Annotated in this window: 10 protein-coding genes; 7 read left to right on the top strand and 3 right to left on the bottom strand. The window is 51.3% G+C overall.

The genetic code is table 11. From position 1 onward, the window contains the following. Window positions 1-49 precede the first annotated feature (49 nt). The 4 genes from dinD to gshA all read left to right on the top strand — a co-directional run bounded on the left by dinD (window position 50) and on the right by gshA (window position 8,818). Window positions 50-901 carry a DNA damage-inducible protein D gene (dinD, locus tag ACFODX_RS02980; protein WP_378115907.1) on the top strand — a complete coding sequence of 284 codons (852 nt, stop codon included), beginning with the start codon at window positions 50-52 and terminating at the stop codon, window positions 899-901. A gap of 148 nt (window positions 902-1,049) precedes the next feature. Continuing rightward, entirely contained in the window at window positions 1,050-6,698 is a 5,649-nt protein-coding gene (locus ACFODX_RS02975) for an alpha-2-macroglobulin family protein (RefSeq protein ID WP_378115905.1), read from the top strand. Window positions 6,699-6,770: 72 nt separating this feature from the next. Further along, on the top strand, window positions 6,771-7,106 hold the full coding sequence (locus ACFODX_RS02970; protein ID WP_378115903.1) for a hypothetical protein: 336 nt from the start codon (window positions 6,771-6,773) through the stop codon (window positions 7,104-7,106). Window positions 7,107-7,204: 98 nt separating this feature from the next. Next, entirely contained in the window at window positions 7,205-8,818 is a 1,614-nt protein-coding gene (gene gshA / locus ACFODX_RS02965; protein WP_378115901.1) for a glutamate--cysteine ligase, read from the top strand. Between the two features lie 57 nt (window positions 8,819-8,875). Here the strand turns inward: gshA and ACFODX_RS02960 are convergent, their stop codons facing one another. After that, window positions 8,876-9,502, bottom strand: coding sequence for a flagellar basal body-associated FliL family protein (locus tag ACFODX_RS02960; protein WP_378115899.1), 627 nt, complete (start codon window positions 9,500-9,502; stop codon window positions 8,876-8,878). Window positions 9,503-9,743: 241 nt separating this feature from the next. Between ACFODX_RS02960 and ACFODX_RS02955 the strand changes: the two genes are divergently transcribed. Both ACFODX_RS02955 and rsd read left to right on the top strand, forming a co-directional pair. Further along, entirely contained in the window at window positions 9,744-10,244 is a 501-nt protein-coding gene (locus ACFODX_RS02955; RefSeq protein WP_378115897.1) for a disulfide bond formation protein B, read from the top strand. A 110-nt stretch (window positions 10,245-10,354) separates the two neighbouring features. Then, entirely contained in the window at window positions 10,355-10,819 is a 465-nt protein-coding gene (rsd, locus tag ACFODX_RS02950) for a sigma D regulator (protein WP_378115895.1), read from the top strand. Between the two features lie 78 nt (window positions 10,820-10,897). Here the strand turns inward: rsd and ACFODX_RS02945 are convergent, their stop codons facing one another. After that, window positions 10,898-11,632: an FKBP-type peptidyl-prolyl cis-trans isomerase gene (locus ACFODX_RS02945; protein ID WP_378115893.1), complete on the bottom strand. Its 735-nt coding sequence runs from the start codon at window positions 11,630-11,632 to the stop codon at window positions 10,898-10,900. 408 nt (window positions 11,633-12,040) lie between these two features. On the opposite strand from ACFODX_RS02945, the gene ACFODX_RS02940 reads away from it, so the two are divergent. Further along, entirely contained in the window at window positions 12,041-12,907 is an 867-nt protein-coding gene (locus ACFODX_RS02940; RefSeq protein ID WP_378115891.1) for a hypothetical protein, read from the top strand. Window positions 12,908-12,993: 86 nt separating this feature from the next. Here the strand turns inward: ACFODX_RS02940 and metF are convergent, their stop codons facing one another. Further along, a complete protein-coding gene (gene metF, locus ACFODX_RS02935; RefSeq protein ID WP_378115889.1) occupies window positions 12,994-13,839 on the bottom strand; it encodes a methylenetetrahydrofolate reductase [NAD(P)H] in 846 nt (281 codons plus the stop codon). Window positions 13,840-13,866 lie beyond the last annotated feature (27 nt).

Below are 13,866 nucleotides of genomic sequence, written 5' to 3'. Positions count from 1 at the left end.
ATGCCTTGCCGCAGCATCCCCCAGCCTTTAGCTAACAAGGAGAGTAAACATGACTGAAAAAAACGTGAGCGACCAACATCAAACCACCTTCGATGGAATCCGTCATCTAGATGCTGATGGCAATGAATACTGGTCGGCACGGGAGCTTGCACCATTGCTGGAGTACTTGCAGTGGCGCAACTTCGCGCAGGTTGTGGACAAAGCGCGAGTCGCTTGTCAGCAGGCTGGCAAATCGGTAACAGACCATTTTGCTGATATCAGCAAAATGGTCGAAATTGGCTCCGGCGCAAGACGTGAGGTCGAGGACGTGCGCCTGTCCCGCTATGCCTGTTACCTGATCGTGCAGAATGGCGATCCGTCCAAGCCGGTTATCGCCCAAGGGCAAACCTATTTCGCCCTGCAAACTCGTCGGCAGGAATTGGCGGATGATAAAAAATTCGCACAACTTTCCGAAGATGAAAAACGCCTCGCCATCCGCCATGAACTCGCCGCGCACAACAAACATCTGGCAGCGGCTGCAAAAGATGCGGGGGTGAACTCCCCCTTGGATTACGCCATTTTTCAAGATCATGGTTACAAAGGGTTGTACGGCGGCCTTGGTGCCAAGGATATCCACGCGCAAAAAGGCCTGAAAAAAAGCCAGAAGATTCTAGACCACATGGGCAGTACGGAACTCGCTGCCAATCTGTTCCGCGCCACGCAAACTGAAGAAAAACTTCGGCGTGATAAGGTAAGCAACAAAACACTGGCCAACAAAACCCATTTCGAAGTCGGGCACAAAGTTCGCCAGACTATTGATGAACTGGGCGGAACCATGCCGGAAAAACTTCCTGTGCCGGATCACAGCATTCAGCAAATTGAGTCAGCGAAAAATAAAGAATTGAAGAAACCAAAAGAATGATTGTTTTTAAGTTACCAATTGTCTCGGCAGTGCTGAGACAAAGAAAAGTACCAACAGCGATACTAATTATCTATGCGGAGCTGTAAACCGTGACCCGACCAGCTATGTAAAGCTGGCTTCCATTCATCAAACTAAACAGGGAAATATTATGCGCGTTCATTGGTCTTTATGGTTTGTTGTCGTGTTGATGAACCTTATGCTCGCCGGCTGTGATAAGCCTGCGCCCGAGCGTGAAGCTACGCCCAAGGCAGGGACAGCTGCGAGTGAAAAAGCGGCGCCCGCATGGGACAACCATATTGCCGATTACCCCAAGCGCTGGGTGGCGACTGAAGCTCCGCTCTATATTCGTTTTACTCATCCCGTGGTGGATGAGGCGCAAGTGAACAGCGCTTTTTCTGATAAATTGCTGACGCTGGATATAAAAACGCCGGTAAATTTGGTGTTTATTTCCACCAGTGAATTGCGCATCCAACCGGTTGAGCGTTTGCCCAGCGATAGCAAAATCCGTTTTCGCTTACATCCTGACGAGCTGCAGGCAATTGATAAATCGCTGGGCGATTTTGAATTTGAAGTGCAGACCATTAAACAGGATTTTGATTTGCGTGTGGACGGTCTTGCCGTAATGGCGGATGACGAAAATCTCATGCAATTAACCGGGGTATTAACCACGGCTGATACCGCTGAATTAAACAGCGTGAAAAAAATCCTGCAAATTGCGGCGGATGATCGCCCTGTGGATTTAGTCTGGACGCAGGACACTGATCGCAAAACCCATCGTTTTTTAGTCACCCGGATTGAGCGCGGCGACCGCCAGGGCAAACTCACCCTGAGCTGGGATGGCGAGGCCTTGGGTTCCAGTGATAAAGGTGCGCGCGAGTTGGAAATTCCTGCGCGTAAAAGTTTTCAGGTGACCGGCGTTCAGATTATTCGCACACCCAATACCGCGATTGAAATTCAATTCTCCGATCTGCTCGACAGCAACCAAAATCTCAGCGGTTTGGTCACTCTGGAAGGCAAACCAGTGAGTGTAGTTATTGACGGCAGTTTGCTGCGTTACACTCCCGATAAATTGGAGAGCGGCGAACTCAATCTAAAAATCAGCGGCAGTATTAATAATCAAACACAGCAAAGTTTAGGTAGCGACTACGAACAAAAAATTGTTTTGGATTTGGTAAAACCACTGGTGCGGTTTGTGGGCAGCAGCAGTATTTTGCCGCCTGCCAGTCAAATTTCCGTACCTTTTGAAGCGGCTGGTGTAGATTCGGTACAAGTAACCGCCTTTAAAGTGTTTGCTAATAACATCGGCCAATACTTGCAGGATTATTCGCTTACCGCGGCCGCCGCAGCAACCGATACCGGTCGCTATTTGTGGCGCAAAACCTATCAGCTGCCCGATATTCCACGCACCGGCGCCCAGCGGTTTCAGTTGGAATTATCCGAGCTGATGGCGCAGCACCCGGACGGTTTAATTCGTTTGGAATTGCGCATTGATCGCAGCAATTCCATTTACACCTGCGCGCAAACCCGCCCCACAGAGCCGGTGACAAAAATGCCGGAGGATGCCGATGGCGAAAGTTACTACGAGCGCGCCGAGGAACCGGCCTGGTATCAACAATATTATCAATCCCAGGGTTATTACAATTACAGCGAACGCAATAATCCTTGCGACGACACCTATTACTACTACGGTGACAACATAGCGTCAGCGCGCAATTTTATTGTGTCCAATATTGGTATGCTCGCCAAACGCGGCAGCGCCAATCAGTTGCATGTCATCACTACTGAATTAAATTCCGCCAAGCCGCTCGCGGGTGCGGAAATAATTGCGTACAACTACCAGCGTCAGCCGATTGCGCAGGGCACCAGTGACCAATACGGTATGTTGCAACTAAACACCGATGGCGTTGCGTTTTATTTGGAAGCGAAACACCAAACGCAGCGCGGTTATTTGCGTTTGCGCAGCAGTGAAGCCCTGCCGACCAATCAATTTGATGTGAGCGGTGAACACATCAAAGCGGGACTTAAAGGTTTTGTGTATGGCGAGCGCGATGTGTGGCGCCCCGGCGATGATATTTTCCTCAGTTTTATTCTGGAAGACAAAACCCAAAAATTACCGGCCAATCACCCGGTCACCCTGGATTTATTTGATCCCAGCGGCAAAAAAGTGCTGAGCCAAACCAATGTGCAGCCGGTCAATAATTTTTATACCTTCGCGTTAAAAACCGAGGAGACTGCACCCACCGGTAACTACCGCGCCGTAGTGCATGTGGGCAATCGCTATTTCGATAAAATTATCAAAGTAGAAATGGTGGTGCCCAATCGTTTGAAAGTGGATTTAACGCCCAGCGAAACACCGCTGCGCTTGCGCAGCATGCCGGCACAGGTAGCACTTTTTGCGCAGTGGTTGCAGGGCGCTACGGCTAAAAATTTAAAAGCAGATTCAGAATTAAAACTCAGCAGCCGCGAAACCCGCTTTGAGGGGTTTGAACAATTTACCTTTGACGATCCGGCGCGCAGTTTTGCCGGCAGCGCACAAAAAGTATTTGATGGAAAACTGGACGAAACCGGCAATGCCAGCTTTCCGCTCAATGTGAGTTTGTCTTCACCACCACCCGGTAAACTCACCGCTACCTTTGTCACCCGCGTGTTTGAAGAGAGCGGTAATTTCAGCACTATTTTGCGCCCTTATGAATTGCTGCCTTTTGAAAGTTGGGTGGGCATTAATATTCCTAAAGGCGATGGTTATATGGATGCTATTGGTCGCGATGTGGATCACCCGGTGTTAATCCAAACCTTGAATGATGAGGGTAAGGCCGCTGCTGCGCGCAAGGTAGATTTGGAAGTGTATGAAATTGGCTGGCGCTGGTGGTGGGATGAAAATAGCGAAAACCTCGCGGAATATTTTTCTAATAGCAGTCATCGCCCGGTGCACAGTGAAACGCTGCTGAGTGATGAAAATGGCCGCATCAATTGGAAACTGGAAAAAAATAAATATGAATGGGGTCGCCACCTGATTCGTGTCTGTGACAGCAGTGCTGCGCAGGCTCACTGTGCGGGCAAGGTTGTTTATTTGGGGTGGAGTTATGATTCCGCCGCGAGTGCAGATTCTGCCACGCAGCTCATGCTCTCGGCCGATAAAGAAAAATATCAGCCGGGTGATATTGCCAAGGTGCGTTTGCCAAAAGCGCGTGAAGGCCGCGTACTGCTCAGTATTGAAAATGGTACGCGGGTGTTGGAGTCGCGCTGGCTGGATTTGCAAGCCGGGCAAAACGAAATAGAAATTCCCATCAGCGCTGCTATGGCGCCCAATGTCTATGCGCAGGTGGCACTGCTGTTGCCACATCAGGAGCGTGTTGCTGAAGCGCCCATGCGTTTGTACGGCATAGTGCCGTTATTAGTGGAAGACCCGGCAACCCGTTTGCAACCGCAGCTGGATGTGCCCGAAAAAGTTCGGCCGGAAACTGAATTTACGCTAAAAGTGAGTGAAAAAAATCAGCGCGCCATGACCTATACTCTGGCGATGGTGGATGAAGGTTTGCTTGGGCTTACCAACTTCCGCGCGCCGGATGCGCACGATTATTTTTATCAGCGCGAAGCACTCGGGGTGCGCACCTGGGATTTATTCGATCAGGTTGTTGGTGCTTATGGTGCATCCCTTGAGCGAGTCTTGGCGATTGGTGGCTCGGATGCAGCGCTCGAAGCCGAACGTAAACGCCGCGAGCGCCGCTTCCCGCCGGTGGTGAAATTCCTCGGTGCCTTTGCATTAAACGCCGGTGAAAGCCGCGAGCATAAAATTACCTTGCCGCCTTATATGGGTGCGGTGCGAGTGATGCTGGTTGCAGGTGCCACTGCAGCCAATAATAGCGACAGCCTTGTCACAACCGCTTATGGCAGTGTGGAAAAAACCGTAACTGTCACCCAGCCGGTCACACTTTTTGCCACTTTGCCGCGGCTGCTCGGCCCGGGTGAGTTGGTGAATTTACCGGTAAATGTATTTGTCAGTGAAAAGGCGATTAACGAGGTAAATATCTCGGTTGAAACCAATGAAATATTTACCGTGGAAAAATCCACCGCAACCCTGAATTTTAATGAGCCGGGTGATGCGATTGCCAATTTGCAACTCAGGGTTAACGATCGCCTTGGCAAGGGGTGGGTGAAAGTTACCGCGCGTGCTGGCAATGAAACGGCGAGCCAGGAAATTTATATTGATTCGCGCGCAGCCAACCCGCCCTCCAGTATTTGGCAGAGCAAATTATTGCAGCCGGGCGAGTCCTGGCAATCCACCTTGCAAGCCCACGGCATGATTGGAACTAACACAGCGCATTTGGAAGTGAGCAGCTTGCCACCGCTGAATCTGGAACAGCGCCTGGATTATTTAATCAGCTATCCACACGGCTGTTTGGAGCAGGTGACTTCATCGGTATTCCCGCAATTGCGTTTGGCGCAGTTAGTGAATTTGAGCGATGCGCAAAAAGCGACTGTCGATAACAATATCAACGCCGGTATTAAACGTTTGCAATACTTTCAACATGCCAGCGGCGGTTTTAGTTATTGGTCGGGTGATGGTTACGTTAACGACTGGGCGTCCAGTTACGCCGGGCATTTTTTAGTGGAGGCCAAACGCGCGGGTTACTCCGTGCCGCAAACGCTGCTCAGCAATTGGATTAATTACCAGCGCAGTGCAGCGCGCAATCCCCAGCGCAGCAATGATTACGACGATATGGTGCTCGCCTATCGTCTATACACCCTGGCACTCGCCGATGCCGCAGAAGTGCCGGCGATGAATCGCCTGCGTGAAATGCAAAAAAATAATTCGCAGCTCACACAGGGTTACAGCTTGCCGGCGCGTTGGTTATTGGCCATGGCATACCAGCACCTGGGTTTAAAAGATGCTGCGCAGGATGTGATGGGCGAAATTGTAACCGCCGTGCCTGAGTATAAAGACTGGGGCTACACCTACGGTTCGGCGATGCGCGACCGCGGGTTATTGCTCGCGGCATTGGTGAGCCTGAAAGCGGATCAGGAAATTACCTGGCAAGTCGCGGAGCAGATGGCTACCGAATTATCCAGTGACAACTGGTATTCAACCCAGAGTATCGCCTGGGCGCTTTTAGCTATGAGTGAATTTGCCAGCGCCAATCACAGCAGCAACGGCGTTAAATTTTCTTATCAACAAGCTGACGAAACAGACTGGATCACACAGGGCAGTAACAGCGCTGTATTTCGCCGCGAGTTGGATTCGCCACAGGTTTCCGTGCGCAATGATAACGACAAACCAATTCGTGTGTTGGTGAGCAATCGCGGTACACCGGCCAATTTGCGCGAGGCGGCAAGCAGCAATGGCCTCACCTTGGCGGTGAATTTTTTAACGCTCGACAATACTCCGCTGGATGTTGCACAGCTGCCACAGGGCACGGATTTTGTTGCGGAAATTACGGTGACAGGTGAGTTCGATAAACTGCTCAGCAACCAAATTGAAAATATTGCGCTCACTGCTGTGGTGCCCAGCGGCTGGCAAATCCGCAACGAGCGCCTTGAGGGTACGCAACTGCCAAAAGGCATAGATTATCTGGACATCCGCGATGACCGCGTACTGGGGTATTTCAGTTTGTGGCGCGACTACTACTGGAATTATCGCTACCAGGAGCGCAATCAAACCAGCGTCACCCTGCGCGTTATTTTAAATGCGAGTTATGCCGGTAAATTTTATTTGCCGGGCTGGAGCGCAAGCGCCATGTACAACGAAAAAATCCAGGCCAAGGGCAAAGGTTATTGGGTGGAGGTGGTGGCCAAATAAAGCCTTGAAACTCGCACCGGCAACCCCAACATTGGCCTCCATTCTGCACTTCGTTTTTTGATGGTAAGGCCTATGAGCGAGTTATTTATTCTGCAAAACCAGCACAAGCTTTTTCTGGGTAAACAAAATAACTGGTTGGATGGTCGCGATTTGAACGCCCTGTTCAAATCGCCCCATAAAGATGAGGCCATCAACCAGATGGTAGAGGCCAGTTCCAAGGATTACACCCAGCGCATCAAACTGGTGGCCTGTGCCGTCAATGAAAAAGGCCTGCCGCTGATTGACCCGGAGATACTGCCCGAGCCGCTGCCCAAGTTGGGTAAAGATCTGTTGGCCACGCTTGAGGCGGAAGCGGCGCAGGCGCATGCTGACTCACCCGCAGGCGAGGCCGCGCAGGCGCCGCAGTAACTGGCACGCTGCCCGTCTGTTCTACACTGATTAGGTTAGCCGCTGCGGCGGCTTTTTTTATTGCTGCACCATTGCGCTTGTCGCCCAAGGATTCCAAATTGTCCCAGGTTCCCGGATTATCCACCGAACTGCTCCGCGCCTTTGCCGAGCCAGCCGCTAACGCCAGCCTGCGCGGAATTTTGCGCGGCCTGGAAAAAGAGAGCCTGCGGGTAACGCCGCAAGGCACTTTGGCGCAGAGCGATCACCCGCGCGCGTTGGGCTCGGCACTGACTCACCCGCACATCACCACCGATTACAGCGAAGCGCTGCTGGAATTTATCACCGAGCCGTTTGCAGATGTGGAACCCCTGTTGGCGCAGCTGGATGACATTCATCGTTTTACCTACCAGCATTTGGCGGCAAATCAGGAGCGACTCTGGCCGGCCAGCATGCCGTGCACCCTGGGTGGCGATGCGCAAATCCCCGTGGCCCGTTACGGCAGTTCCAACTCCGGCACCATGAAAACCGTGTATCGCGTGGGGTTGGGGCATCGCTATGGCCGCTCCATGCAAACTATCGCCGGTATCCATTACAACTTCAGCCTGCCCGATGGGTTTTGGTTGGCACTGCAGCAGCAAAGTGGCGATCAGCAGCCGCTGCAGGATTTTAAAACCCAGCGCTATTTTGGTTTGATTCGCAATTTCCGCCGCAATTTCTGGCTGCTGATTTATCTGTTTGGTGCATCGCCGGCGGTCAGCTCCTGTTTTGTGAAAAATCGCAACCACAAACTCCAGCCTTTCCCCGCGGCCGAACACACCATGTATTTACCCTATGCCACTTCATTGCGCATGGGCGATTTGGGTTACCAGAGCGATGCGCAAAAAAGCCTGGTGGTGAATTACAACAACCTGAGCGATTACCTTGCCACCCTCTGCGGCGGCATAACCCAAAGTTACCCCGCCTATGAGCAGATCGGGGTGAAGGATGCCCAGGGCAATTATCAACAGCTCAACACCAGCCTGCTGCAAATCGAAAACGAGTTTTACTCCAGTATTCGCCCCAAGCGCACCACCGGGCGCGGCGAAACCGCACTGCAAGCCCTGCGTTTGCGCGGTGTGGAGTATGTGGAAGTGCGCTGCGTGGATTTAAACCCCTATGAGCCGCTGGGTATTACCCAAACGCAAATGCAGGTGATGGATGCATTCCTGCTGTACTGCCTGCTCAGCGACAGCCCGCCGACGGATGAGCGCGAGTTTTATCAGGGGCAGGAGAACCAGAAGCGTATCGTTAATACCGGCCGCGACCCGGCGCTGCATTTGCTGCGCGGTGAAGGTGAGGTTGCGATGCGCGAGTGGGCCGGGGAAATTTTGCAGGGCAGTATGGCGGCGGCGCGGTTACTGGATCAGGCCAAGGGCGGCAGTGCGCATCTGCAGGCGGTGGAGCAGCAGCAGGCAAAAATCCATAACCCTGAGTTGACGCCCTCGGCGCAGGTGCTGCGCGATATGACCGCCGCAGGCCAGAGTTTTTACGCTCACACCCTCGCGCTTGCGGAACAACAGCGCGCCTACTTTGCCCAGCGCCCCCTGAGTGCTCAACAGCAAGCGGAATTTGCGCAGATGAGCCAAACCTCATTGCAAGCGCAAGCAGCGCTGGAGGCAGATCAGTCACTCGGGTTTGCTGAGTATTTGGAAAACTATTACGCCCAGTATCGCGGCTGCCGCTGCGCAGGCTGAGTGACATAGCCTCCGCTTATGAAAGCGCGGCGGCGATCTTGGTGGCGAGTGTTGGGTTTATTTCTGCACAACGAAATTATTGAAATACAGGTCTGACGCCGGGCCTTTAATCGCAATTACCTCGGGTAACTGGCTGGCAGTGCTTGCTTCTGGCGCTGCTGGGGTAGCTGCTGGCGCCGCAGCTGTTGATGGTGGTGTGGATGTTGTTGCTGTGGATGCTGTAGATGTCGGCGCCGATGCTGGTTGTGGTGATGCACCTGTACCCGCAACAGCCGTTTCGGTAATCGGCAAACCTTGAACCTGCAACAGTGCTTTGTTTATTTCCGCTAGTGCATAGCGGCGCAGATATTCCTTACCCTCGGCGCTGCTCACTATCGCATCACTCTGGGCGCTCAAAATACTGACCAGGCGATCGCGAATCAGCGGCAAGTGATGAGTCACCAGATTGGCATCGGTGGCATTTTCACTGCGCACCGAGAGTTCAGCTTTTATGTAGCGCGCCTTGCCGGGGCCGCCGTAATTCACCACCAGTGGCGGGCTAATGGGAATGTAATTAATACCCTCTGGAGCGCCTTTGGCGGCACCACCGCCTGCTGCCAGAGCGGGCTGTGCCACAGCCATGACTAATGCCAGCCCCAAGCCCTTGCCAAATTGTAAAAGCAGGCTGTATTTACCGCATTTCATACTCTCTCCCCTGTGAACTTCAGCTGGCTTTGTCGCTCAAACTCTGGCGCCAAGCGGTGCAATGGTTTATGCACCACAGCATAGACTATTCACTAGTCCAACTGCATCAAGCCGGTGTGCAATAATCCGCGTCCCTGGCTAAAAGGCTGGCCCAGTGCGCGCATAATTGCTTACCATAGGTCAATTATTCCAATAGCAAATCCACTACTGCCTTCTTCACTTTTCACCTTAAGGAATATTCATGTCATTCAGTGTGCGTCAAATAAACCTGCTCATTTTTATTGCCTGCACCGCCATGATGTTAGCGGCGGCCTATATGGAACATGTGATGAAGATGGTGCCCTGTTCGCTGTGTATTACCCAGCGCGGTTTTGTAGTACTGACCGGCCTGCTGGCGTTGATCGCGGCAATTCATAATCCCGCGAATGGTGGGCGTCGCGCCTATGCCCTTGCCGGTGTTGTCAGTGCGCTGTTGGGGGCCTGTTTTGCCGGTCGTCAACTCTGGTTGCAGAGCTTGCCGGCGGATCAGGTGCCAGCCTGTGGCCCGGGTTTGGCTTATATGTTTGAGGTTTTCCCCTTTATGGATGCACTCAAACTATTGCTGCAGGGGGATGGTAACTGCGCGCACGTGGATAAAATCCTGGGCCTGAGCCTGGCAGCCTGGACCTTGATGGCGTTTATCGCACTGGCTGGCGTTAATCTGTATCAAGCATTGCGCCGGGTGCGCACCCAGTGGGCGTAAAGCCCGCTGACCGGTCTTGCCCTGATGCGCCAGATGGCCTATTGTGGCCGACAGAATCGCGGCCTTGGCGAAAAGGCCATACCTTCTTCGAAAATGGACAGGAATGACTGATGTTAGAAAATTGCAAAACTGCTAAAGAGCGCTGGGGTGGTGTCAGCGAAATCATTGATCGCTGGTTGGAAGAGCGTCAGCAAATGCTGGTTCAGTACTGTGCCCTGAGTGGTCTGGATCAGGATTTAAGCGACCTGCAGCGCGGCGAAAAACTTCGCAGTTTTTGCCAAATTCTGGTGGATTATGTTTCAGCCGGCCACTTTGAAGTTTATGACCAACTGATTAAAGAAGGCCGTGAGTTTGACGATGCCGATGCCCTGCAAGAAGCTGGCAAGCTTTATGATGTTGTGGATAAAACCACCGAAGAATTGTTGGACTTCAATGATAAATATTTGGAGACCGATGACTTGGCAACACTCACCGAAGATTTGTCGCAATTGGGTGAAGTGTTGGAAGTGCGCTTCAGTGCAGAGGATCGTTTAATTTCGGTATTGCATACATCGCATAAAGATCTGGTGAATTAATCACCTGTGTGTTTTCACCACCCATAAAAAAACCGCCAGTTGGCGGTTTTTTTATGATCGGGATTCACTCCCGCAATATTATTCAGCTGCTGCTTCTGGCGCTTTGATATCCAGCAGTTCAACTTCAAATACCAGCACTGATGATGGTGGGATTGGGCCTTGGCCGCCAGCACCGTAAGCCAGCTCAGACGGGATTGCGATCTCCCACTTGGAGCCTTTTGGCATTAACTGCAGTGCTTCGGTCCAGCCAGGAATTACGCCGTCCAGAGGGAAGGTCGCTGGTTGGCCATTTTTTACCGAGCTATCAAACTCGGTGCCATCGATCAGCTTGCCGGTGTAGTGAACAGTCACTACGTCGGTAGCTTTTGGCTTGTCGCCTTTACCTTCGGTAATCACTTTGTATTGCAGGCCGCTTTCGGTGGTGGTTACACCTTCTTTCGCTTTGTTTTCATCGAGGAATTTTTTGCCATCAGCAATATTTTTTTCGCTCAGTTTCTTTTGCTCTTCTTCTTGTTTAGCCATGGCTTTTTGTTGAACTTCTTGCATGATCTTCTGCATATCTTCTTCGCTGATGCGAGAAGGTTTGCCATCGCGAACGTCTGCCAATGCTAATGCCAGTGAATCTGGCTCAATTGCCAAACCGCCGTTTTGCAGGTTTTTGGCCAGGTTCTGACCGATGATGTAGTTAGCTTTTTGTTCCAGGCTAGTCAGCTTGGCGCTGTCATCTACTACTTTGGTCTCTTCTTTATTGCAACCAATCAAGCCTGCGGTAGCAGCCATCAGGCCAACAACCAATAAACGTTTGTTAAACATAATGCACCTTATTTTGTAATCGTAGATTTGTATTTGTTGTCTGTATGAAGCGGGCTCTTGGTTTGCCTGCCTCGCCTCTTCCTAGCCGACAGCCTGCGCAGCCCCAGAACAGGGGGCAATGTTATACCAAGTCTGATCAAATGTGCGTGTTTTTAGCGTTGTTTGCGCGCTGCTACCATGCCAAACACTGCACTGTTACGCATTTGCACTGGGCCAACTTGCTGCTCGTCGCAACAGACAGCCTCTGACTCTGCGGCCAATGTAAAGTTCCGCCTGGCAGGCGAGTGATCTTTGCGGGCAGGAATACACTTTTCAATGAGGCAAAGCTACAATTCGCACACAGCATTCGCTATTGGCGATGCAATTCCAATTATCACTTCCAACGCTTTTTCACACAGGTATTGTTTTATGGCCGCCTCTTCAAAACCCAAAGTTTCCGTTGTTGAATTGGAACAACAAATCGCCAAAGTCAGTGCTGCTTTGGAAAAAGCCCGGGCACAAGAACTTGCAGTTGCGCAAAAGGCGGTTGGTTCAGCGCAAAAGGCAGTAGCCTCTGCCAAGAAAAAAGTGGCTGATATTACTGCCAAAGGTGTAACCACTGCCGCGGCAAAAGCGCGCCTGTCACAAGCCAAAAAAGATCAGACTGCTGCAGCCAGTGAGTTAACCAATGCCCAACAAGTATTGGCTGCATTAAACGCTGCGCAACAAGCCGCAAAAGAAGTTGCTAAAGAGTTGGCGGCGAGCAATAAGGGCAAAGGAAAAGTCAAAAAAGCCAAAAAATCACCTGCTAAATCTGCTGAAGCCGTAGAAAAACCAGTCAAGGTGAAAGCGGAGAAGCCCGCGGCTAAAGCAAAAAAAGTTGCAAAAGTAGAAAAAGCGGCAAAGGTAGAAAAAGAGAGCGCTGTTAAGGTTGATAAAGCAGCTAAAAAACCAAAAGCAGCCAAGCCCACAAAAGCTCCCGTTTCCGAAGTTGCTGCTGAAGCTAAAGTTGCAGCCAAAAAAACAGCCGCTGCACCAAAAAAATCAGCCGTTAAAAAGCCTGCACCTAAAAAAGCTGCGGCAAAATCTGCCAGCGAAGTTGTAGCGGCACCGGTAGCGACCCGTGAACCGGTTGTACAAGAAACACTGGCTGTGGAAGTGGCTGAAGTGATTGCTGATGTTGAAGCGCCAGTTGTCGCCGAGGCGGTATCTGTGGAAGCCTCGCCAGCTGCTGAAACTGCACCGGTGCTTACCGAATCCCTTCCTTTTGACGATGACCAAGGCTCATTGAGCTGATAGTCCGATTGTAAAAAAAGGGGGCGCTATTTATAGCGCCCCTTTTTTATTTTCAATGATTTGTTTGAATCTCATTGCATGAAAAACTATTCACTCACCAGGCCTAAATTGCGCACAATTTCAGCGGTAGGTTCGGTTTGATTCATGGTGTAAAAATGCAAACCGGGCGCACCGTTTTCCAGCAGTGTGTCGCACAGATCAGTGACCAGTTCCACACCAAAAGCGCGCAGGCTGGCTTCATCATCACCGAAGTTTTCCAGCGCTTTGCGCAACCAGCGCGGGATTTCAGCGCCGCAGGTGTCGGAAAAACGGGTTAAGTTTTTATAGTTGAGGATGGGCATAATGCCGGGGTAAATCGGCTGGGTGATACCTATTTTTTGGCACTCATCAACAAAATAAAAATAAGCGTCGGGGTTAAAAAAGTATTGGGTGATGGCACTGTCGGCTCCCGCATCAAATTTTCCTTTCAGGTAGCGAATGTCATCGCTATAACTTTTTGCTTGCGGATGAATCTCCGGGTAGGCGGCTACTTCCAAGTGAAATTGATTGCCAAAGTGTTCGCGAATAAAAGCGACCAGCTGATTGGCATACACCAATTGATAAGCACCACCAACGCCAGAGGGCATATCACCACGCAGCGCCACTATGCGATCAACGCCAGCCGCTTGGTATTCTTCAAGCAAACTTTTGATGGTGGTTTCATCGTCCCCACCAAACGACAGATGTGGCGCCACAGCAATACCGTCATTTTTAAATTGGGTAATTAGCCCCTTGGTATTGTCGCGCGTGGAGCCGCCAGCGCCATAGGTGACCGAAAAAAAGTCGGGCGCAAATTCATTTAATTGGTCGCGTACTTTAATCAGTTTTTCTTTTCCTTCCGGCGTTTTTGGCGGAAAGAATTCAAAACTTAAACGCGGTTGTGAGTCGTTCATGATATTTCCTGTTGTTACCCCCACCCA

Source organism: Cellvibrio fontiphilus (genome assembly GCF_042646205.1).
Classification (GTDB): Bacteria; Pseudomonadota; Gammaproteobacteria; order Pseudomonadales; family Cellvibrionaceae; genus Cellvibrio; species Cellvibrio fontiphilus_A.
The sequence above is the reverse complement of the archived record's forward strand: the minus strand, read 5'-3'. Positions and strand labels throughout refer to the sequence as shown.